The sequence below is a fragment of the Streptomyces sp. C genome, assembly GCF_000158895.1.
GTDB lineage: Bacteria > Actinomycetota > Actinomycetes > Streptomycetales > Streptomycetaceae > Streptomyces > Streptomyces racemochromogenes.
Window position 1 is genome coordinate 6434352 of sequence record NZ_GG657750.1, and the last position, 22043, is coordinate 6456394.

Sequence of the window (22043 nt, forward strand, 5' to 3'; positions counted from 1 at the left end):
AAACCCGGCCCCCCCCCCCCCATTCCGACGGACGGAGTCCGGCGCAGCGGCGCGAAGCCGGCAAGGCGCCCCGGCGCCGCACCGCGCGAGCGGCGCGTCAAAAAGGCGAAGGCCCCGGGGCCAGTAGGACCCGGGGCCTTCCCCGTGCAGAGCCGAGCGGCAGCGTTACGGCTGGGACGCCGCCCGCGCCTCTCGCCGGTTGTGGCGGAACGTGTTCGCGCGACGGGTCGTCGCGAACAGCGGGATGGTCGCCGCCAGGGCGATCTGCAGCGCACAGCCCGTCTGGAGCAGCAGCTGCCCGCCCGGTGCCTCGAAGGCCCAGGCCGCCAGGAGGCCCATCGCCCCGACGATCCAGCTCAGCATCGCCGCCGCGAGGACACCCCGCGGCTTCGGGTACTCGACCCGGCTCACCATCAGCCAGGCCACCCCGATGATCGCCAGCAGCGTCGGGACGAACGGCAGCTCCAGCAGCACGATCGAGACGACCGTCAGCGCGCCGAAGGGGCTCGGCATGCCCTGGAACATGCCGTCCTTCATCGTCACGCAGCTGAATCTCGCGAGCCGCAGCACGACCGCCAGCAGGACCACGATCGCCGCGAGCGCCGACATCTTCTGGTGCGCGTCGTCGGCGACCATGCCGTAGACGAGCACGAAGTACGCCGGCGCCAGCCCGAAGCTGATCAGGTCGGACAGGTTGTCCAGCTCCGCGCCCATCGGCGAGCTGCGCAGCTTGCGGGCCACGATGCCGTCGAAGAGGTCGAAGACCGCCGCGAGCAGCATCAGTATCACCGCGGTCGCCGCGCTGTGCCGGGCCATGCCCGACTCGCCGCTGCCGGTGAGGTGCGGGATGAGGATCCCGGTGGTGGTGAAGTACACCGCCATGAATCCGCACGTGGCGTTACCGAGGGTGAGCGTGTCCGCTATCGACAGCCGCAGCGAGAGCGGCATGTCGTCCTCGGCGGACTCCTCCTCGGCGGATTCGGGAACCCAGCCGGTGGCAGGAGTCTCGGGGTCAGTCACGGTCAATTCGGGTCACCCCCGCGGTGGTGGCCTGACCGACCTCGACCGCGACCTCGACGCCCTCCGGGAGGTAGATGTCGACGCGGGAGCCGAAGCGGATCAGACCGATGCGTTCGCCCTGCTCCACCTTGGTTCCGGCCGGCAGGTACGGGACGATGCGGCGCGCGACGGCGCCGGCGATCTGCACCATCTCGATGTCGCCGAGCTCGGTGTCGAAGTGCCAGACAACGCGCTCGTTGTTCTCGCTCTCCTTGTTGAACGCCGGGACGAACCCGCCGGGGATGTGCTCCACGGACGTCACCGTGCCCGCCAGGGGCGCGCGGTTGACGTGGACGTTCAGCGGGCTCATGAAGATCGCGACGCGGGTGCGCCCGTCCTTCCACGGCATGATGCTCTGCACCACGCCGTCGGCGGGCGAGATGACGCGGCCCTGGGCGATCTCGCGCTCGGGGTCGCGGAAGAACCACAGCATGCCCGCCGCGAGAGCGGTGGCGGGCACGGCCGCCGCGGCCCAGCGTCCGGACTTGCGGGCCCGGGCGAGGCTGAGCGCCGCGGTGGCGACGGTCGGCAGAAGCCACGGCGATGCTCCGCGCGCGAGGCGTACGCCGGAGAGGCTGTCGCGGTGTGCAGAGGTTTGGCTGTGGGGCATGGATGACCTTCGTAGCGGGTGATTGCCGCGCCGCAAACGGGGGGACGGGACGGCGGCTTTACTGGAATGCTATCGGTTGCGCGCAACAACTGGGCAAGCCAGAAGCCGAGTCGATGGCCGTCGGCCAGTGACTGCTGGTGACTCTTTTGCGGTGGATCATCGGATGATCCACCGCAAAAGGGACATTCAGCCCTGGAGTCGGTACTCCTCTAGCAGGCGTCGCCCGATGATCATTTTCTGGATCTCGGCGGTTCCCTCACCGATCAGAAGCATCGGCGCTTCACGGTAGAGGCGCTCGATCTCGTACTCCTTCGAGAACCCGTAGCCGCCGTGGATACGGAAGGCATCCTCGACGACCTCCTTGCAGTATTCGGAGGCGAGGTACTTCGCCATCCCGGCTTCGAGGTCGTTTCGTTCCCCGGAGTCCTTTTTGCGTGCCGCGTTCACCATCATGGCATGGGCGGCCTCGACCTTGGTAGCCATCTCGGCCAGCTTGAACTGGATGGCCTGGTGCTCGGCGATCGCCTTGCCGAAAGTGTGACGTTGCTGGGCGTAGGAGACACCCAGTTCGAAAGCACGCTGCGCGACGCCGCAGCCACGCGCCGCCACGTTGACGCGGCCGACCTCGACGCCGTCCATCATTTGGTAAAACCCTCGGCCCGTCTGGCCTCCGAGGACCCGATTGGCCGGAATGCGCAGTCCGTCCATGATGAGCTCGGTCGTGTCGACGCCCTTGTAGCCCATCTTGTCGATCTTGCCCGGGATCGTCAGACCCGGACGGACCTCCCCGAAGCCCGGCTCCTTCTCCACGAGGAAGGTGGTCATCGACTTGTGGGGCGCGGTGCCCTCGGGGTGTCCTTCGTCACTCCGGACCAGAACGGCCACCAGCGTCGAGGAGCCGCCGTTCGTCAGCCACATCTTCTGGCCGTTCAGGACGTACTCGTCGCCGTCCTTCACCGCCTTGGACGTGATGGCCGACACATCCGAGCCGAGCCCCGGCTCCGACATCGAGAACGCGCCGCGCACCTCGCCCAGCGCCATGCGCGGGAGGAAGTACTCCTTCTGCTCCTGCGTGCCGTGCTGCTTGAGCATGTACGCCACGATGAAGTGCGTGTTGATGATGCCCGAGACGGACATCCAGCCGCGGGCTATCTCCTCGACGCACAGCGCGTAGGTGAGCAGCGACTCACCCAGGCCGCCGTACTCCTCCGGGATCATCAGGCCGAAGAGGCCCAGCTCCTTGAGGCCGTCGACGATCTGCTGCGGGTACTCGTCGCGGTGCTCCAGCTCGGTCGCGACCGGGATGATCTCCTTGTCGACGAACTCCCGGACGGTCTTGAGGATCTCCTGCTGGACGTCCGTGAGCCCGGCGGTCTGGGCGAGTCGTGCCATGGCTACTTCCCCTGTTCCTTCAGCTGAGGCCGGCCGGGCTGCTCGCCGCCGCGCGCCTTGATGTACGTCTCCGTCGGGACCATCACCTTGCGCCGGAAGACGCAGACGAGGGTGCCGTCCTGCTTGTAGCCCTTGGTCTCCACGTAGACGATGCCGCGGTCGTCCTTGGACTTGGACGGGGTCTTGTCCAGGACCGTGGTCTCGCCGTAGATCGTGTCGCCGTGGAAGGTCGGCGCCACGTGCCGCAGGGACTCGATCTCCAGGTTGGCGATGGCCTTCCCGGAGACGTCCGGCACGGACATGCCGAGCAGCAGGGAGTAGACGTAGTTGCCGACGACGACGTTCTTGCCGAAGTCGGTCGTGTTCTCGGCGTAGTTGCTGTCCATGTGCAGCGGGTGGTGGTTCATGGTCAGCAGGCAGAAGAGGTGGTCGTCGTACTCCGTGACCGTCTTCCCGGGCCAGTGCTTGTAGACAGCGCCGACCTCGAACTCTTCGTAAGTGCGTCCGAACTGCATCTCGCTCAGGCCTCCGCCGTCTTCTCAGTCGAGGGGTGTTCGAACTTGCTGGTGCGCTGCATGCCGGCGGCCCGGCCCTTGCCGGCGATGACCAGGGCCATCTTGCGGCTGGCCTCGTCGATCATCTCGTCGCCGAGCATCGCGGAGCCCTTCTTGCCGCCCGCCTCGGAGGTGCACCAGTCGTAGGCGTCGAGGATCAGCTCGGCGTGGTCGTAGTCCTCCTGGGAGGGCGAGAAGACCTCGTTGGCGGCGTCCACCTGGCCGGGGTGCAGCACCCACTTGCCGTCGAAGCCCAGGGCGGCGGCGCGGCCGGCGACCTCGCGGTAGGCGTCCACGTCGCGGATCTGGAGGAAGGGGCCGTCGATGGCCTGGAGGTTGTGCGTACGGGCCGCCATCAGGATCCGCATCAGGATGTAGTGGTAGGCGTCCGCCGGGTAGCCGGGCGGCTGCATGCCCACGACCAGGGACTTCATGTTGATCGAGGCCATGAAGTCGGCCGGGCCGAAGATGATGGTCTCCAGGCGCGGCGAGGCGGCGGCGATCTCGTCGACGTTGACCAGGCCCTTGGCGTTCTCGATCTGCGCCTCGATGCCGATCTTGCCGACCTCGAAGCCCATGGTCTTCTCGATCTGGGTGAGCAGCAGGTCCAGCGCGACGACCTGCTGGGCGTCCTGGACCTTCGGCAGCATGATGCAGTCGAGGTTCTGGCCCGCGCCCTCCACGACGGTGATGACGTCGCGGTACGTCCAGTGGGTGGTCCAGTCGTTGACGCGCACCACGCGGGTCTTGCCGGTCCAGTCGCCGTTGTTCAGCGCGTCCACGATGGTGTGGCGGGCGCCTTCCTTGGCGAGCGGGGCGCAGGCGTCCTCCAGGTCCAGGAAGACCTGGTCGGCCGGCAGGCCCTGGGCCTTCTCCAGGAACCGCGGGTTCGAGCCCGGGACCGCGAGGCAGGAGCGGCGCGGACGCAGCCGGTTCACGGGGGAGAGGGGCGTGGTCATGCGGGGACCTCCGTGCTTTCAGCGATGTTGAGAGGGTGGAGCTTGTTGGCCTTGCGGATCTCGTCGACGATACGTCCGATGATCTCCGTGATGCCGAAGTCCTTCGGGGTGAACACGGCGGCCACCCCGGCGGCCTTCAGCGTGACGGCGTCGGCGTTCGGAATGATGCCCCCGACGATGACGGGGATGTCGCCCGCCCCCGCCGTGCGCAGTCGTTCCAGGACGTCCGGGACCAGTGCGCTGTGCGAACCGGACAGGATGGACAGTCCCACGCAGTGCACGTCCTCGGCCAGGGCAGCCGAGGAGATCTCCTCGGGAGTCAGCCGGATGCCCTGGTAGACCACCTCGAACCCGGCGTCGCGGGCCCTCACGGCGATCTGCTCGGCACCGTTGGAGTGACCGTCCAGACCGGGCTTGCCGACCAGCAGGCGCAGCCGGCCGGAGCCCAGCTCGTCGGCCGTCCGGGAGACCTTCTCGCGGACCAGGGCCAGCGGCGTGCCCTCCTCGGCGGTGACCGCGACCGGGGCCGAGGAGACCCCGGTCGGGGCGCGGAACTCGCCGAAGACCTCGCGCAGGGCGTTCGCCCACTCGCCGGTGGTGACACCGGCGCGGGCGCACTCCAGGGTGGCCTCCATCAGGTTCTCGGTCCCGGCGGCGGCCTCCTTCAGCCGGTCCAGGGCCTGCCCGGCGGTCGGGAAGACGAACGGGTCGCCGTTCCCCTGCCGGTCCGAGGACTCCTGCCGCTCGGCCCGCCAGCGGGCGATCCGCTCGACGGTGAACGCCTCCACCGCGGGGTCGACGGTCATGATGGCCCCGTCGAGGTCGGCGGTGAGCGGGTTCTCCTCGGTCTGCTGGAAGCAGTTCACCCCGACGATCTTGTCCTCGCCGGCCTCGATCCGGGCGCGCCGCTCGGCGTGCGAGGAGACCAGCTGGGACTTCAGGTACCCGGACTCGACGGCCGCCATCGCGCCGCCCATCTCCTGGATCCGGTCGATCTCGGCCAGGCAGTCGGCGACCAGGGAGTCGACCTTGGCCTCGATGACGTGGGAGCCGGCGAAGATGTCCTCGTACTCCAGCAGGTCGCTCTCGTGGGCCAGGACCTGCTGGATGCGCAGCGACCACTGCTGGTCCCAGGGCCGGGGCAGGCCCAGCGCCTCGTTCCAGGCGGGCAGCTGCACCGCGCGGGCGCGGGCGTCCTTGGAGAGGGTGACCGCGAGCATCTCCAGCACGATCCGCTGGACGTTGTTCTCGGGCTGCGCCTCGGTCAGGCCGAGCGAGTTCACCTGGACGCCGTAGCGGAACCGGCGCTGCTTGGCGTTCTCGATGCCGTAGCGCTCCTTGGTGACCTTGTCCCAGATCCGGCCGAAGGCGCGCATCTTGCACATCTCCTCGATGAAGCGGACGCCCGCGTTCACGAAGAAGGAGATACGGGCGACCACCTCGCCGAAGCGCTCCTCGGGCACCTGGCCCGAGTCGCGCACCGAGTCCAGGACGGCGATCGCGGTGGACATCGCGTACGAGATCTCCTGGACCGGTGTGGCCCCGGCCTCCTGCAGGTGGTAGCTGCAGATGTTGATCGGGTTCCACTTCGGGATGTGGTTGACCGTGTACGCGATCATGTCCGTCGTCAGGCGGAGCGAGGGCCCGGGCGGGAAGACGTGCGTCCCGCGCGAGAGGTACTCCTTGACGATGTCGTTCTGGGTGGTGCCCTGGAGCTGGGAGATGTCCGCGCCCTGCTCCTCGGCGGCCACCTGGTAGAGCGCCAGCAGCCACATGGCGGTGGCGTTGATCGTCATCGAGGTGTTCATCTGCTCCAGGGGTATGTCCTGGAACAGCCGCCGCATGTCGCCGAGGTGGGAGACCGGGACCCCGACCCGGCCGACCTCGCCGCGGGCGAGGACGTGGTCGGGGTCGTAGCCGGTCTGCGTCGGGAGGTCGAACGCGACCGACAGGCCGGTCTGGCCCTTGGCGAGGTTGCGGCGGTACAGCTCGTTGGACGCCTCGGCCGTGGAGTGGCCGGCGTACGTCCGCATGAGCCACGGACGGTCCTTCTGGCGCTCTGTCATCTCAGGCGATCCTTATGGCCTTTGAGCGGACTCAGACGTTGCGGAAGCGGTTGATCGCGTCGAGGTGCCGGGCGCGCATCTCGTGGTCGCGGACGCCCAGGCCCTCCTCGGGGGCGAGCGCGAGGACGCCGACCTTGCCCTGGTGGAGGTTGCGGTGGACGTCGTACGCCGCCTGGCCGGTCTCCTCCAGGGAGTAGACCTTGGAGAGGGTGGGGTGGATCTTGCCCTTGGCGATCAGGCGGTTGGCCTCCCACGCCTCGCGGTAGTTCGCGAAGTGCGAGCCGATGATCTTCTTGAGGGACATCCACAGGTAGCGGTTGTCGTACTCGTGCATGTAGCCCGAGGTCGAGGCGCAGGTGGTGATGGTGCCGCCCTTGCGGGTGACGTAGACGGAGGCGCCGAAGGTCTCGCGGCCCGGGTGCTCGAAGACGATGTCGATGTCCTCGCCGCCGGTCAGATCGCGGATCTTGGAGCCGAAGCGCTTCCACTCGCGCGGGTCCTGGGTGCGCTCGTCCTTCCAGAACTTGTAGCCCTCGGCGTTGCGGTCGATGACCGCGTCGGCGCCCATCTTCCGGCAGATCTCGGCCTTCTCCGGGGAGGAGACGACGCAGATCGGGTTGGCGCCGCCGGCCAGGGCGAACTGGGTGGCGTAGGAGCCGAGGCCGCCGCTGGCGCCCCAGATCAGGACGTTGTCGCCCTGCTTCATGCCGGCGCCGTTGCGGGAGACCAGCTGGCGGTAGGCGGTGGAGTTGACCAGGCCGGGGGAGGCGGCCTCCTCCCAGCTGAGGTGGTCGGGCTTGGGCATCAGCTGGTTGGACTTGACGAGGGCGATCTCCGCCAGGCCGCCGAAGTTGGTCTCGAAGCCCCAGATGCGCTGCTCGGGGTCGAGCATCGTGTCGTTGTGGCCGTCCGAGGACTCCAGCTCGACCGAGAGGCAGTGCGCGACGACCTCGTCGCCCGGCTTCCAGGAGTTGACGCCGGGGCCGGTGCGCAGCACGACGCCCGCGAGGTCGGAGCCGATGACGTGGTACGGGAGGTCGTGGCGCTTGGTGAGCTCCGACAGGCGCCCGTAGCGCTCCAGGAAGTTGAAGGTGGAAACCGGCTCGAAGATCGAGGTCCACACCGAGTTGTAGTTGACCGAGGAGGCCATGACGGCCACCAGGGCCTCGCCCGGGCCGAGCTCCGGAACCGGAACCTGGTCCAGGTGCAGGGACTTGCGCGGGTCCTTCTCGCGGGTGGTGAGCCCCGCGAACATCTCCGCCTCGTCCTTGTGCACGGTGATCGCGCGGTACGAGTCGGGGAGCGGCAGTGCGGCGAAGTCTGCGGCGGTGGCGGACTGCGACTGAATCGCGTCCAGGATGTCCTTCACGGTATTGCCTCCGGCGAGCGCTGATGAGGGTGCGCTGAGGGATACGCGGGTGCGCGGTTACGTGTGTGGTGTGGTGCTGCGAGGTGCCGTCGGTCCTGGGGGTCCCCCCGGCCGAAGGCTGGGGGAGGAGCTCGGTGCTGCGGTGCTGTCGCGCCTGTGGTGGGGGCGGAGCGGGGCCTGGTGACGCAGGCATCCGGGGCGCGTTCCGTACCGAGTGGGCGTGGGCCGCGGGGACATCCGGACGGGATTCAACGTATGGCACCCCGTGTCACTCGGCAAGGCACTGGGTGCCAAAAATTTCTCTCACTTGCCGATTGACCTGCGCAGATGAGCGATGATCGATCAGAGTTACCCGCGAGTAGGGGCAACTCGGGCATACGAAAGCGGCCGCCCCCGGAATCGGGAGCGGCCGCTGTGACGAGAGTGACTACTTGTTCTTGAGTGCTTCCTCGATGGTCCGCATGACCTCGTCGAGCGGAGCGTCCGTACGCGCCACCGCGACCAGGACCTCGCCCTCCGTCCGCACCGCCGCCTGCGGGGCCCCGGCGGGCGCTCCCTGCGTCCGCCCGGCGCCGATCCCCGACCCGAAGGTCTTGCGGACGATCGCGAAGGCGTGGTCCAGCTGCGCCTCCACGTCCCCCTGGCCCCCCGCCCGCAGCCATCGCCGCAGCACGTGGTTGTGCGCGGTCACCACCGCGGAGGCGGCCACCTCGGCGAGCAGCGGGTCGTCGTTGCCGTCGTGGTGGTCGGTCTCGTCGAAGTGGGCGAGCAGGTAGCGGGTGAAGAGCCGCTCGTAGCGGGCCACCGACGCGATCTCCCGCTCCCGCAGCGCCGGCACCTCGCGGGTCAGCCGGTAGCGCTCCACCGACACCGCCGGCGAGGCGGCGTACATCTTCATGACTTCCTTGATCCCCCGGCACACCGTGTCGAGCGGGTGCTCGTGCGCCGGAGCCACGTCCAGGACGGCCTCGGCGCGGGTCAGGGTGTCGTCGTGGTCCGGGAAGATCGCCTCTTCCTTGGAACGGAAGTGCCGGAAGAAGGTCCGGCGCGCCACCCCGGCGGTCGCGGCGATCTCGTCGACCGTCGTGGCCTCGTACCCCTTGGTCGCGAAGAGCTCCATCGCCGCGGCGGCGAGCTCGCGGCGCATCTTGAGCCGCTGGGCGGCCGCCCGGGTGCCGGCCGCGCTCTCCTGGGAGTCGGCGGACGACGCGGCACGGGGTGAGGTCTTGGCGGGCTGGGACATAGAGCGAAAGTACTTCATTCGCGCAGGCGCGCGCGCCGGAGGGGGGTGCGAGGGGGGTGGATGCGGGGGAGGGCCCGCACTGGGCTCGGGAGGGTACGTCCGCCGTGAGGGTCCGGCGGACCCGAGCAGCCCTCCCCACGCATCCTGATCGGGGCCCGGCCGGGGGTCAGGGGGTGACCCCCTACCGGCGGGCGTACTCACGGAATCCGCGGCCGGTCTTCCGGCCCAGGCAGCCCGCCGCCACCAGGTGCTCCAGCAGCGGGGACGGCGCCAGGGCGGGGTCGCGGAACTCCTCGTACAGGACCTTCTCGATGGCGAGCGACACGTCCAGGCCGACCACGTCGAGGAGCTCGAAGGGCCCCATCGGGTAGCCGCCGCCCAGCTTCATCGCGGCGTCGATGTCGTCGATGCCCGCATAGTGCTGCTCGACCATCTTGACGGCGTTGTTCAAGTACGGGAACAGCAGCGCGTTCACGATGAAGCCGGCCCGGTCCCCGCAGTCCACCGGGTGCTTGCGCACCTTGGTGCAGACCTCGCGGACCGTGGCGTGCACGTCGTCGGCCGTCAGGACCGTGCGGACCACCTCGACCAGCTTCATGGCCGGCGCCGGGTTGAAGAAGTGCATGCCGATCACGTCCTGCGGACGCGAGGTGGCCCGCGCGACCGCGATCACCGGCAGCGAGGAGGTGGTGGTCGCCAGCACCGCGCCCGGCTTGCAGACCTTGTCCAGACCCGCGAAGAGCTGCTGCTTGACCTCCAGGTCCTCGGCGACCGCCTCGACCGCCAGGTCCACGTCCGCGAAGGCCTCCAGCGACCCGGCCGGGGTGATCCGGTCCAGGGTCTGCGCGGCGGCCTCCTCGGTCAGTCGGCCCTTGGACACCGCACGGCCCAGGGACTTCCCGATCGCGGCCTTCGCGGCCTCGGCCTTCTCCTCGCTGCGGGCGGCCAGCACCACGTCGTACCCGGCCTGCGCGAAGACCTGCGCGATGCCGCTCGCCATGGTCCCGGAGCCGGCCACGCCGACCGAGGAGACCGGACGGCCCGCGCCCAGCAGCGACCCGTCCAGCGGGGTCTGCAGGTCGCGGACGACCACCGGGCTGCCCGGGGCCTCGTACGTGTAGAAGCCGCGCCCGGCCTTCTGCCCGGTCAGGCCCGCCTCGACGAGCTGCCCCAGGATCGGCGCCGGAGCGTGCAGCCGGTCGCCCGAGGAGGCGTACATGGCCTCCAGCACGGTGCGCGCGGTGTCCACGCCGACCAGGTCGAGCAGGGCGAGGGGGCCCATCGGCAGACCGCAGCCCAGCTTCATCGCCGCGTCGATGTCCTCGCGGGAGGCGTACTTGGCCTCGTACATCGCGGCGGCCTGGTTGAGGTAGCCGAAGAGCAGGCCGTCGGCGACGAAGCCGGGCCGGTCGCCGACCGCGACGGGCTGCTTGCCCAGCTCCACCGCCAGCTCGGTGACCGCCTCGACGGCCGCCGGCGCGGTCAGCACGCTGGAGACGACCTCCACGAGCTTCATCGCCGGCGCCGGGTTGAAGAAGTGCATGCCCAGCACCCGCTCCGGGTGCCGGGACTCGGCGGCGAGCCGGGTCACGGACAGCGCGTTGGTACCGGTCGCCAGCACGGTGTCGGGCCGGACGACCGCGTCGAGCTCGCCGATGATCCGGTGCTTGAGGTCGTAGTCCTCCGGGACCACCTCGATGACGAGGTCGGCCCCGGCGGCCGCCCCGATGTCCGTGAAGGTGCGGAAGCGGGCCAGGACCGCCTCGCGCTCCTGCTCGGTGAGCTTGGACTTGGCCACCGAACGGGCCGTGGCGGCCGCGAGGGCCCCGGCGGCGCGGCGGGTGGCGGCCTCGCTGATGTCGATGCCGATGACCTCGCGGCCGGCCCGGGCGAGCACCTCGGCGATGCCGGTGCCCATCGTGCCGAGACCGACGACGGCGACGGTGCGGAGGGAGGACTGACTGGACGTGGACGGAAGGTCCATCGCGGGACTCCAGTGGAAGAGGGTGACGACTGAGGGAGCGCGCGGCGCACGGCGCGCGCGGATGCCGTACGGAAGAGCCGTGCGGAGCGGACCCGGCGGTGCGCCCGGAGAGGGATGGGGGCGCGGCGGGTGGAAACGGCCAAACCCTGTCCCGGGGTCCAGCCGTACGGGTGAAACGGTCGAGCGAACGGACCGACTGGTACGGGGCGGCTGCGTCACCAGGCCGCGTCCGTACGTGTTGGGAAGGAGACTAACCGGCCGGTAACTGGTCCGCCAGAGCGCGGAGATGTGACCTGTACCGCCCAAATGTACCGATCATCGATCATCGATCAGCGGGCTCCGCGGAACACCGCCTACCGGGGGCCGCGGGGCCCTAGGGTGGCCGCGTGAACGACGTCCTGGAACGCCTGCGGGCGGAGGCCGACGACCCGGCCGCGTACGCGGAACTGCTCGCGGCGGCGCCGGACGCCCTGGCCGCCTCCCTGACCTCCGCCGGGCTGCCCCTGTGGGCCCGCGAACTGGCCGCCTACCGGCTCGGGATGTCCGGGGACCGGCGGGCCTTCGAGCCGCTGGTCCTGCTGCTCAACCACCGGGACCCGGCCCGCTGCGCCGCCGCCGCGCAGGCGCTCGGCGTCCTCGGCGACCCGCGCACCGCCCGCGCGGCGGCGGCCCTGGCGACGAACTCCCTGCGCACGGCCTACGCCCTGCACCCGGTCCGGCTGCTGACCGCGCTGCGGGCGCCCGAGTCGGCCCCGGCCCTGATCAAGACCCTGTCGCGGCTGCTGGCCCCGCACGACCCGTACTGGCGGGTGGCCCTGGCCTGCGTCGAGGGCCTGGGCGCCCTCGCCGACGCCCGGGCCCGCGACGTCCTGGTCCGCGCCCAGGCCCACCCCCGGCTGGCGCCGGCCGCCACCGAAGCCCTGGCCGGGCTGGTGACGGGGCACCCCGACGCGTGAGCCCTGGCCGGGTGGGGCGGGGAGTGGCTCCGCGCAGCGGGCCGGCCCTCACCTCCCGGACGGGACCACCGCGAAGGCCTCGACCTCCAGCAGGAGCTCCGGGCGGAACAGGGCCGCGACCTGGACCGCCGAGGAGGCCGGCAGGCGGTCCGGGGCGATGACCTCGTCCCGGGCCGCCCGCACCGCCGGCAGGTGGGCCACGTCCGTGACGAAGTACGTCAGCTTCACCACGTCCTCGAAGCCCGCCCCGGCCGCCGCCAGGCACCGCCGCAGGTTCTCGAACACCTGCCGCGCCTGCGCGGCCGGGTCGCCCTCGCCGACCACCGCTCCCTTCTCGTCGAAGGAGCACTGCCCCGACACGGCCACGAACCGCCCGGTGCCCCAGACGACGTGGCTGTAACCGGTACCGGGGCTGACGCCCTCGGGCGCGGCGATGCGGGTGAGGTGGTCGGCGTCGTACGCAGGAGATGTCATGCGGACGATCTTGCCCGGTCGGCCTCAGCCGCGGAAGCCCAGCAGCCCGTGCAGGGCCGCACCGCCCGCCGACGACGGCACCGCCCGGGTCGCCGCGGCCGGCTTCGGCGCGGGCTGCGCCTGGCAGGTCGCGTCCGCCGCCTGACCCGTCCTCAGGTACGCGGACAGCTTCTCGTCGAGGCACTTGTTGCCGCTCAGGGCGATGCCGTGGTTGCCGCCGCCCTCCTCCACCACCAGCGCCGAGCCCGCCAGCTTGTCCCGCATGCTCACCGCACCCTCGTACGGGGTGGCCGCGTCCTCCGTCGCCTGGAACAGCAGCGCCTTCGGCAGGGCCGTGTTCGTCACGTCCGGAGCCTCCAGCGGCTGCGTCGGCCAGAACGCGCACGGCGCGTTGTACCAGGCGTTGTTCCAGGTCATGAAGGGCGCCTTGGCGTGCGTCCGCCACATGTCGGCCCGCCAGCGGTTCCAGTCCCGCGGCCACGCCGAGTCCCGGCACTGCACCGCCGTGTAGACGCTGTAGCTGTTGCTCGCCGACGGCTCCACCGCGCCCAGCCGCTCGTACGCCGCCACCAGCGGCTTCGGGTCCTGCTTGACCGCGTACGCCGCGAAGGCCTCGGCCAGCGACGGCCAGTAGCCGTTGTAGTAGCCGCCCGGCATGTACGTGTCCTCCAGCTCGGCCGGGCCCACCTTCCCGCCCGCCGGCGCCCCGCGCAGCGCCTCGCGCATCGCGTACCAGCGCTCCTCGACCCTGGCCGGGTCGGTGCCCAGGTGGTACGTGGAGTCGTACTGGGCCACCCAGGCCAGGAACGCCTTGTGGCGGGCGTCGAAGGCCAGGTCCTGCGAGAGGTTGTCCGCGTACCAGACGCCGCCCGGGTCGACCACGGAGTCCAGCACCAGCCGGTGCACCCGGTCGGGGTGGAGCTTGGCGTACACGGCGCCCAGGTAGGTGCCGTAGGAGTAGCCGAAGTAGCTGAGCTTGGGCGCGCCCAGCGCGGTGCGCAGCACCTCCAGGTCGCGGGCCGCCGAGACGGTGCCGACGTACGGGAGCACGTCCGCGTGCTTCTCCTGGCAGGACACCGCGAAGGACCGCACCCGCTCCAGGTTGGCCCGCTCGGTCGCCCCGTCCCGCGGCACGGAGTCGGGCCGTACCGGGTTGAAGTGGCCGGACCCGCAGTCGAGGGTGGGCTCGCTCTTGCCCACGCCGCGGGGGTCGAAGCCGATCACGTCGTACTGGGCGGCCACGTCCTTGGGCAGGGCCGAGGCGATGAACCCGGCCAGCGCGCGGCCGCTGCCGCCCGGGCCACCGGGGTTGACCAGCAGCGGCCCCTGGGAGGTGGCGGCGGTGTGCGGGACGCGGGTCAGGGCGAGGGAGACCTGCCGCCCGGCGGGCTGCTCGTGGTCGAGCGGCACCTTGAGGGAGGCGCACTGCAGCGTCGGGTAGCGGGGGGTGGCGCAGCCGGTCCAGCGCAGGCCCGCGGCGGCCGGGGCGGGCGCCTCGGCGGGCGCGGCCGGCGCGGCGGTGAGCGGGGTCGCGAGTGCGGCGGCGACGGTGGAGATCGCCAGCAGGACGGCGGCCCGCTTCTTCGCGGGGCGCAGCTTCGAGGGGTGGAGCATGGGGCCTCCCAGCCGAGGGTTCTGGGCGGAATCGTCCCGGAAACCGTGGCGGGAAGACGGGATTGGGCCGCGTATTGGCCCGATGTGATGACCCGTCGGGAGGCGTCCGGGTCACGGGCGGTGCGCGCGGCGGGCTCACATCAGCGTCAGCTGCGTCGGACCGGCGGGGTCGGGGCTGGCTGGCCGCTCCGGCTCGGGCAGGGCCCGCGGCCGTCCGCGCCGGGCCGGTCCGATGCCGAATTCGGCGGCGAGTTCGTGGACTTGGCGGGTGATCCGGCGCTGGTACCAGGTGGGTGCGTACGAGCCGCCCGCGTACATCCGTTCGTATCGTTCGACCAGGTGCGGGTGGTGGCGGCCGAGCCAGGCCGTGAACCACTCGCGCGCCCCCGGCCGCAGATGGAGTACCAGGGGTGTCACGGAGGCCGCACCGGACGCGGCGATCGCCCGGACGGTCGCCCGCAGCTGCTCGGGGGAGTCGCCGAGGAAGGGGATCACCGGCGCCATCAGCACCCCGCATTCGAGGCCCGCGTCCGTCAGCGCCCGTACGGCGGCCAGCCGGGCGGCGGGGGAGGGGGTGCCGGGCTCCACGGTCCGCCACAGGTCCGTGTCGGTGAACCCGACCGAGACGCACACGCCGACCTCGGTGACCTCGGCGGCCTGCCGCAGCAGGGGCAGGTCGCGCAGGATCAGGGTGCCCTTGGTGAGGATCGAGAAGGGGTTCGCGCGCTCCCGCAGCGCCCCGATGATCCCGGGCATCAGCCCGTAGCGGCCTTCGGCGCGCTGGTAGCAGTCGACGTTGGTGCCCATGGCGATGTGCGCGCCGCCCCAGCGCGGCGCGGCCAGCTCGCGGCGCAGCATCTCCGGGGCGTTGACCTTGACGACGATCTGGGAGTCGAAGCCGATCCCGGTGTCCAGGTCGAGGTAGCCGTGGGTCTTGCGGGCGAAGCAGTAGACGCAGGCGTGGCTGCAGCCCCGGTAGGGGTTGACGGTCCATTCGAACGGCATCCGCGAGGCCCCGGGCACGCGGTTGACGATCGAGCGGGCCCGCACCTCGTGGAAGGTGATCCCGCGGAACTCGGGGGTGTCGAAGGTGCGGGTGACGACGGAGCCGGCCCCGAACAGGGCGGCCGGACCGCTGCCCGGCGCCCCGGTCAGATTCTCCCAGCGCATGGATGCCTCCTCGGTGACGGGGACCCGAGAATAGAACAAACGTTCCCATGATCGTGCGGGCGAGGCCGCCCGGTGCGCCGCGGGCGGTGCTGCGGGTGGCCGCGGGCGCCGCACCGGAGGGGTTGTTCCCTCCGGCCGGTCCCCGGCCGCGGCCGCCCGGGGGCGGAGGGCGGATTTGGGCGCCCGCCCCGGAGGTGATTGGCTTGCCGCCGCAACGTTCACGACTGCTGGAGGAACAGGTATGGCGCAGGTCGAAGCCACCACGGAGCGCATCATCGAGGCCGACGCGGACACCGTGTTCGACGCGCTGGCCGACTACAGCGGCACCCGGAACAAGCTGCTCCCCGAGCACTTCAGCGAGTACGAGGTGCGCGAGGGCGGGGACGGCGAGGGCACCCTGGTCCACTGGAAGCTCCAGGCCACCAGCAAGCGCGTACGCGACTGCCTGCTGGAGGTCACCGAGCCCACCGACGGCCAGCTCGTGGAGAAGGACCGCAACTCCTCCATGGTCACCACCTGGACCGTGACCCCCGCCGGCGAGGGCCGCTCCCGGGCCGTGGTCAGCACCGTCTGGAACGGCGCCGGCGGCATCGGCGGCTTCTTCGAGCGCACCTTCGCCCCCAAGGGCCTCGGCCGCATCTACGACACCGTCCTGGAGAACCTGGCCAAGGAAGTCAAGGCCGACGCCTGACGGGCCCCTCGGCCGCGCGGTACAACGCCCGGGGACGGCTCACCGGTTCGGGTGGAATTCCCGGCCGCCGTGAGCCGCCCCGAGACCCGCCCCGAGACCCGCCGCGCAGCCCGGCCCGCCCCCGGGCGTGGCCCGGGGCCGGGGGCGGGCCGGACGGCTAGGGTGGGGCTCCGCGACCCGACCCACCGGGGGGCCCGATGAAGATCCTCGTCTCCGCCGACATGGAAGGCGCCACGGGCGTCACCTGGCCCGCCGACGTGCTGCCCGGCACCCCGCAATGGGAGCGCTGCCGGGGCATGTTCACCTCCGACGTGAACGCCGCCGTGCTCGGCTTCCACGACGGCGGCGCCGACCAGGTCCTCATCAACGAGGCCCACTGGACCATGCGCAACCTCCTCCTGGAGAAGCTCGACGCCCGCGCCGAGATGATCACCGGCCGCCACAAGTCCCTCTCCATGGTCGAGGGCGTCCAGCACGGCGACGTCGACGGCATCGCCTTCGTCGGCTACCACACCGGCGCCGGCAGCGAAGGCGTCCTCGCCCACACCTACCTCGCCAACTCCATCACCGGCGTCTGGCTGGGCGGCCGGCGCGCCAGCGAGGGCGTCCTGAACGCCCACGTGGTCGCCGAGTACGGCGTCCCCGTCATCCTCGTCACCGGCGACGACCTCACCTGCGCCGAGGCCGCCGGATACGCCCCCGACGCCCGCACCGTCGCCGTCAAGGACCACGTCTCCCGCTACGCGGCCGTCTGCCGCACACCGGCCCGCACCGCCGCCGACATCCGCGCCGCCGCCACCGAGGCGGTCAAGCTCGCGGTCCGGCACGAGCCGGTGCGCGGCGGCCCCCACGCGATGGAGGTCGAGTTCGACGCCGAGCACCTGTCGATGGCCGCGACCGTCGTCCCCGGCGTCGAGCGCTCCGGCGAACGCAGGGTCGCGTACACCAGCGAGACGATGTACGAGGCGATCCGGACCTTCAAAGCGGTCACGACGGTCGTCTCGGCGGCCGTGGAGGAGCAGTATGGCTGACATGCACCGGGTCGAAGGCGCCCCCCGACGGAGCGTCCACGAAGAAGCCGCGGCCCCCGCCGGGGCCTGCATCGACGAGACGGCCCTCGCCGAGGTGGTCGAGTTCACCTCCGGCCTGATCCGCATCGACACCACCAACCGCGGCGGCGGTGACTGCCGCGAGCGGCCCGCCGCCGAGTACGCCGCCGAGCGCCTCGCCGGAGCAGGCCTGGAGCCCGTACTGCTGGAACGCACCCCCGGCCGCACCAACGTGGTCGCCCGGATCCACGGCACCGACCCCTCCGCCCCCGCCCTCCTCGTCCACGGACACCTCGACGTGGTCCCCGCCGAGGCCGCCGACTGGAGCGTCGCCCCCTTCTCCGGCGAGGTCCGCGACGGCGTGGTCTGGGGCCGCGGCGCCGTCGACATGAAGAACATGGACGCCATGGTGCTGGCCGTCGTACGCGCCTGGGCCCGCCACGGCGTACGGCCGCGCCGGGACGTCGTCATCGCCTACACCGCCGACGAGGAGGACAGCGCCGTCGACGGGTCCGGCTTCCTCGCCGACGAGCACCCGCACCTCTTCGAAGGCTGTACGGAGGGCCTGAGCGAGTCCGGGGCCTTCACCGTCCACCCCCGGCCCGGCCAGGCCCTCTACCCCATCGCCGCCGGCGAACGCGGCACCGCCTGGCTCAAGCTGACCGCCCACGGCACCGCCGGGCACGGCTCCAAGCCCAACCGGGCCAACGCCGTCAGCCGGCTCGCCGCCGCCGTCGCCCGCATCGGCGAGTACGACTGGCCGGTCCGCCTCACCGACACCGTCACCGCCTGCATCACCGAACTCGCCGCCCTCCAGGGCCTCACCGTCGACCCGCGCGCCCCCGGCACCGACCTCGACGGCCTCCTCGGCAAGCTCGGCCCGGCCGCCGCCCTCGTCGAGGCGACCGTCCGCAACAGCTCCAACCCGACCATGTTCAGCGCCGGTTACAAGCTCAACGTCATCCCCGGCCACGCCACCGCCTACGTCGACGGACGCACCGTCCCCGGCGGAGAGGCCGAGTTCACCGACACCCTCGACCGGCTCACGGGCCCCGACGTGCACTGGGAGTTCCAGCACCGGGAGGTGGCCCTCCAAGCCCCCGTCGACGGGCGGACGTACGGCATCCTGCGCGAGTCCGTCGAACACTTCGACCCCGACGGGCACGTGGTCCCCTTCTGCATGGCGGGGGGAACGGATGCCAAGCAGTTCTCCCGGCTCGGCATCACCGGCTACGGCTACTCCCCGCTCAAACTGCCGCCGGGCTTCGACTACTGGTCCCTCTTCCACGGCGTGGACGAGCGGGTCCCCGTCGACGCCCTGCACTTCGGCGTCCGCGTCCTCGACCGCGCGCTGCGGGCCCTGTGATGGGAACCGGATGATGGCGGCCGCCGCCCTCGGGGGTCCCTACGGCAGCTGGCCCTCCCCGATCACCGCCGAACACGCCGCCGCGCACGACGGCCGGCCCGAGTACGTGGGCACCGTCGGCGCCGAGGTGTGGTGGACCGAACCCCGCCCCGAGGAAGGCGGCCGCCGCACCCTGGTGCGCCGGCCCGCCGACGGCGGCGCCGCCCGGTCGGTGCTGGAGGCCCCCTGGAACGTGCGCAGCCGGCTCACCGAGTACGGGGGCCTGCCCTGGGCCGGCGCCGAACAGCCCGGCCGGGGACCGCTGGTGGTGTTCGTCCACCACGCCGACCAGCGGCTGTACGCGTACGAGCCGGACGCCCCCGGCGCCGCCGCCCAGCCCCGCCCGCTCACCCCCGTCTCCGCCGTCGGCGGCGGCCTGCGCTGGGCGGACCCCGTGCTGCGCGGAGGCGAGGTCTGGTGCGTGCTGGAGGAGTTCACCGGCCCCGGCCCGGGAGACCTGCGCCGGGTCGCGGCCGCCGTGCCGCTGGACGGGTCTGCCGCGGGGGACCGGTCCGCCGTCCGGGAGCTGACCGACGACCGGCACCGCTTCCGGACCGGGCCGAAGCCCTCCCCCGACGGCCGCCGCGCGGCCTGGCTGGTGTGGGACCACCCCCGGATGCCCTGGGACGGCACGGAGCTGGAGCTGGCCGACGTACGCCCCGACGGGACGCTCGGCGCGCCCCGCACGGTGCTCGGCGGGCCGGACGAGGCCGTCGCCCAGGTGGCGTGGGCGGCCGACGGGACCCTGCTCGCGGTGAGCGACCGAACCGGCTGGTGGAACCCGTACCGGGTGGACCCGGACGGCGGCGAGCCGGTCAACCTGTGCCCCCGCGAAGAGGAGTTCGGCGGCGCCCTGTGGAAGCCGGGCCTGACCTGGCTGGCGCCGCTGCCGGAGGGGACGGTGGCCGTACTGCACGGGCAGGGCTCCTCGGTGCTCGGCGTCCTCGACCCCGACACCGGCGACCTCGTCGACGCGGCCGGGCCCTGGACGGCCTGGCAGCCGGCCCTGGCCGTCAGCGGAACCCGGGTGTACGGGGTCGCCGCCAGCCCGCGCAGCGCCTACGAGGTCGTCGAGCTGGACGTCGGTACGAGGGCACGCGCGGGTCGTCGGAGCCCGGGCCGCCGACCCCGTGGACCCCGCCTACTACCCGGAGCCGCAGAGCCGCACCTTCCCCGGCCCCGGCGGCCGCGAGATCCACGCCCACGTCTACCCGCCGCACCACCCCGCCCTGCGGCCGCCCGACGACGAACTGCCCCCGTACGTGGTGTGGGCCCACGGCGGCCCCACCGAGCACGTCCCGCCCGTACTGGACCTGCACATCGCCTACTTCACCTCGCGCGGCATCGGCGTCGTCGAGGTCAACTACGGCGGCTCCACCGGCTACGGCCGTGCCTACCGCGAGCGGCTGCGCGAACAGTGGGGCGTCGTCGACGTCGAGGACTGCGCCGCCGTCGCCCGGGCCCTGGCCGCCGAGGGCACCGCCGACCCCGCCCGGCTCGCGATCCGCGGCGGCAGCGCCGGCGGCTGGACGGCCACGGCCTCCCTGGCCGCCACCGACCTGTACGCCTGCGCCGCGGTCATCTACCCGGTGCTCGACCTGCGCGGCTTCGCCGCCGAGACCCACGACCTGGAGTCGCACTACACGGACGGCCTGGCCGGCCCCCCGGCCACCCTGGCCCTGCGCTGCCGGGAACGCTCCCCGGTGGCCCGCGCCGACCGGATCGCAGCCCCTTTCGTCCTCCTCCAGGGCCTGGACGACCCCGTCTGCCCGCCTTCGCAGGCCGAACGCCTGCTGGCCGCCCTCCGCGGCCGCGAGCCGGCGGTCCCGCACGCGTACCTCACCTTCGAGGGCGAGGGGCACGGCTTCCGGCGCGCGGAGACGATGGTGCGGGCGCTGGAGGCCGAACTGTCGCTGTATGTCCAGGTGTTCGGCGTCGAGAGGGGGGACGTGCCGCGGCTGGAGCTGGGGACGGAGTAGCGGGCCGGGCCGGGCGCGGGTGCGGGTGCGGGTGCGGGCCGCCGAGTGGATCTCCCTATGTGTGCAGCCAGATCCGAAGCGGGCCGAGGGGGGTGAACCCGGCGCGCACGGCGGTGTCGAGGTCCTCGCCGTGCTCGTAGCCCACCACCGGGAGCTGCGGCCAGTGCCGGGCGGCCGCGTCGAGGGCGGCCGCCCAGGCGGCGTCGGCGTCCGCGTCGTCGTGGGCGTCGTGGGCGTCGTGGGCGAACACGTTGGAGACGCCGACGACGCCGCCGCCGGTGCTGAGGACGGCCCCGGCGGTGATCCGGGACCCGTCGCGGCCCGCGAGGAAGAGGATGCCCTCGCGGAGCAGGCCCTCGTGGAACAGGCCGGTGGAGTCCGCGCCGTCCCAGGCGGTCTCCCACGCGGCAAGTTCCCCGGGCGCTTCCAGCTCGTCCCAGTCCAGTCGGCTGCCCGCCGGGGCGGCGGCCATCCCCGCCGGGCGGTGGATCCACTGCGCCTCGAACAGCACCTCGAAGCCGGCCGGGGCCAGGTCGAGTGCGGCGAAACTGTCCTTCACCGAGCAGCCGGGCACGGCCGTGTCGACCCCGGCGAGCACCTCGGCGGCCGTGGCACCCGGGGTGAGGGTGACGGCGTCGGGGTACAGGGGCGGGGTGCGGTGGGGGCTGCACCAGAGCGAGTCGCGGAAGTGGCCGCTGCGGGACACCGCGGAGCACCACTCGGCGTTGTTGCGGGCGGCGGCGGCACGGAGCTGCTCGGGTGTGGTCGGGGTGATGGTCACGCCGGGATGCTTGCACAGTGCCTAGCCTGGGGCGATGTCTTATTCCGCTGAGTACGTCAGTGCGGGCGCCCGGGTCGGTCTGCGTCCCTTCCGGCCCTGCGACGGCCCCGAGTTCACCGCGCGGGTGCGCGAGAGTCGCGAGCTGCACCGGCCCTGGCTGTTCCCGCCCGCGACCCTGGAGGACTACGAGCCGTACGCGGCCCAGCGTGCGGGGAGCGGGTTCCTGGTCTGTGAGCTGGACACCGGGGACATCGCCGGGTTCGTCAACGTCAACAACGTCGTCCGCGGCGCCTTCCAGTGCGGGGCGCTGGGGTACGGGGCCTTCGCGCACGCCGCCGGGCGCGGGCTGTTCGGGGAGGGCTTCGACCTGCTGCTGGCACACGCCTTCGCCGAGGACGGCCTTGGGCTGCACCGCCTGGAGGCCAACATCCAGCCGGGCAACACCGCGTCGATCGGTTTGGTTCGGGGGCGGGGCTTCCGGCTGGAGGGGTTCTCACCGGAGTTCCTGCACGTGGACGGGGCGTGGCGGGACCACGAGCGGTGGGCGGTGACGCGGCGGGCTTCTTGATGCGGGGCGGGGCGAGTCGGGCGGGTCGGGGGCGCCCACCCGGGTTCCCTTGCGGGCCGCTATCTCTCCTCAAGGTTCAGGGCCGGGCGGTGGTTGCCCACCCGCTGCCTGGGTGGGGGG

Annotated in this window: 18 protein-coding genes and 1 pseudogene; 6 read left to right on the top strand and 13 right to left on the bottom strand. The window is 72.1% G+C overall.

The window, feature by feature from the left end; all coding sequences use genetic code 11:
• Window positions 1-165: 165 nt before the first annotated feature.
• The 9 genes from pssA to SSNG_RS28935 all read right to left on the bottom strand — a co-directional run bounded on the left by pssA (window position 166) and on the right by SSNG_RS28935 (window position 11236).
• Window positions 166-1026, bottom strand: coding sequence for a CDP-diacylglycerol--serine O-phosphatidyltransferase (gene pssA, locus SSNG_RS28895; RefSeq protein ID WP_206731342.1), 861 nt, complete (start codon window positions 1024-1026; stop codon window positions 166-168).
• On the bottom strand, window positions 1013-1669 hold the full coding sequence (locus SSNG_RS28900; protein ID WP_007267473.1) for a phosphatidylserine decarboxylase: 657 nt from the start codon (window positions 1667-1669) through the stop codon (window positions 1013-1015). The genes pssA and SSNG_RS28900 overlap by 14 nt, the downstream gene beginning before the upstream one ends.
• Window positions 1670-1855: 186 nt before the next feature.
• Window positions 1856-3061: an acyl-CoA dehydrogenase family protein gene (locus SSNG_RS28905; RefSeq protein WP_007267474.1), complete on the bottom strand. Its 1206-nt coding sequence runs from the start codon at window positions 3059-3061 to the stop codon at window positions 1856-1858.
• Between the two features lie 2 nt (window positions 3062-3063).
• Window positions 3064-3576, bottom strand: a complete 513-nt coding sequence (locus SSNG_RS28910; RefSeq protein WP_007267475.1) for a MaoC family dehydratase — start codon at window positions 3574-3576, stop codon at window positions 3064-3066.
• A 5-nt stretch (window positions 3577-3581) separates the two neighbouring features.
• Window positions 3582-4574 (bottom strand): CoA ester lyase, encoded by a 993-nt coding sequence (locus tag SSNG_RS28915; protein ID WP_007267476.1) that lies wholly within the window; start codon window positions 4572-4574, stop codon window positions 3582-3584.
• Complete coding sequence (locus SSNG_RS28920) at window positions 4571-6640, bottom strand: protein meaA (RefSeq protein WP_042802178.1); 2070 nt, start codon at window positions 6638-6640, stop codon at window positions 4571-4573. Before SSNG_RS28920 ends, SSNG_RS28915 begins: the two co-directional genes overlap by 4 nt.
• Window positions 6641-6671: 31 nt before the next feature.
• A complete protein-coding gene (ccrA, locus tag SSNG_RS28925) occupies window positions 6672-8009 on the bottom strand; it encodes a crotonyl-CoA carboxylase/reductase (RefSeq protein ID WP_007267478.1) in 1338 nt (445 codons plus the stop codon).
• Window positions 8010-8436: 427 nt separating this feature from the next.
• Window positions 8437-9252 carry a TetR family transcriptional regulator gene (locus SSNG_RS28930; RefSeq protein WP_206731343.1) on the bottom strand — a complete coding sequence of 272 codons (816 nt, stop codon included), beginning with the start codon at window positions 9250-9252 and terminating at the stop codon, window positions 8437-8439.
• Between the two features lie 181 nt (window positions 9253-9433).
• Window positions 9434-11236, bottom strand: a complete 1803-nt coding sequence (locus SSNG_RS28935; protein ID WP_007267480.1) for a 3-hydroxyacyl-CoA dehydrogenase — start codon at window positions 11234-11236, stop codon at window positions 9434-9436.
• A gap of 386 nt (window positions 11237-11622) precedes the next feature.
• On the opposite strand from SSNG_RS28935, the gene SSNG_RS28940 reads away from it, so the two are divergent.
• Window positions 11623-12192: a hypothetical protein gene (locus SSNG_RS28940; protein WP_007267481.1), complete on the top strand. Its 570-nt coding sequence runs from the start codon at window positions 11623-11625 to the stop codon at window positions 12190-12192.
• 48 nt (window positions 12193-12240) lie between these two features.
• On the opposite strand, the gene SSNG_RS28945 is transcribed toward SSNG_RS28940, so the two are convergent.
• The 3 genes from SSNG_RS28945 to SSNG_RS28955 all read right to left on the bottom strand — a co-directional run bounded on the left by SSNG_RS28945 (window position 12241) and on the right by SSNG_RS28955 (window position 15450).
• Entirely contained in the window at window positions 12241-12666 is a 426-nt protein-coding gene (locus SSNG_RS28945) for a RidA family protein (protein ID WP_007267482.1), read from the bottom strand.
• Window positions 12667-12690: 24 nt separating this feature from the next.
• Entirely contained in the window at window positions 12691-14280 is a 1590-nt protein-coding gene (locus SSNG_RS28950; RefSeq protein ID WP_007267483.1) for an alpha/beta hydrolase, read from the bottom strand.
• 135 nt (window positions 14281-14415) lie between these two features.
• The gene (locus SSNG_RS28955) at window positions 14416-15450 is read right to left on the bottom strand and encodes an Rv2578c family radical SAM protein (RefSeq protein ID WP_007267484.1); all 1035 of its coding nucleotides are present in this window, start codon (window positions 15448-15450) and stop codon (window positions 14416-14418) included.
• A 241-nt stretch (window positions 15451-15691) separates the two neighbouring features.
• Here SSNG_RS28955 and SSNG_RS28960 point away from each other — a divergent pair, with 241 nt between their 5' ends.
• The 4 genes and pseudogenes from SSNG_RS28960 (at window position 15692) to SSNG_RS28975 (ending at window position 20574) form a co-directional block, all read left to right on the top strand.
• The gene (locus SSNG_RS28960) at window positions 15692-16141 is read left to right on the top strand and encodes an SRPBCC family protein (protein WP_007267485.1); all 450 of its coding nucleotides are present in this window, start codon (window positions 15692-15694) and stop codon (window positions 16139-16141) included.
• A 197-nt stretch (window positions 16142-16338) separates the two neighbouring features.
• Window positions 16339-17172 carry a M55 family metallopeptidase gene (locus tag SSNG_RS28965; RefSeq protein WP_007267486.1) on the top strand — a complete coding sequence of 278 codons (834 nt, stop codon included), beginning with the start codon at window positions 16339-16341 and terminating at the stop codon, window positions 17170-17172.
• Window positions 17165-18556, top strand: a complete 1392-nt coding sequence (locus tag SSNG_RS28970) for a M20/M25/M40 family metallo-hydrolase (RefSeq protein WP_241695142.1) — start codon at window positions 17165-17167, stop codon at window positions 18554-18556. The genes SSNG_RS28965 and SSNG_RS28970 overlap by 8 nt, the downstream gene beginning before the upstream one ends.
• Window positions 18557-18566: 10 nt before the next feature.
• A pseudogene (locus SSNG_RS28975) lies at window positions 18567-20574 on the top strand (prolyl oligopeptidase family serine peptidase).
• Between the two features lie 55 nt (window positions 20575-20629).
• Here the strand turns inward: SSNG_RS28975 and SSNG_RS28980 are convergent.
• Window positions 20630-21355: a hypothetical protein gene (locus SSNG_RS28980; protein WP_007267489.1), complete on the bottom strand. Its 726-nt coding sequence runs from the start codon at window positions 21353-21355 to the stop codon at window positions 20630-20632.
• A 34-nt stretch (window positions 21356-21389) separates the two neighbouring features.
• Between SSNG_RS28980 and SSNG_RS28985 the strand changes: the two genes are divergently transcribed.
• Window positions 21390-21923, top strand: coding sequence for a GNAT family protein (locus SSNG_RS28985; protein ID WP_007267490.1), 534 nt, complete (start codon window positions 21390-21392; stop codon window positions 21921-21923).
• Window positions 21924-22043 lie beyond the last annotated feature (120 nt).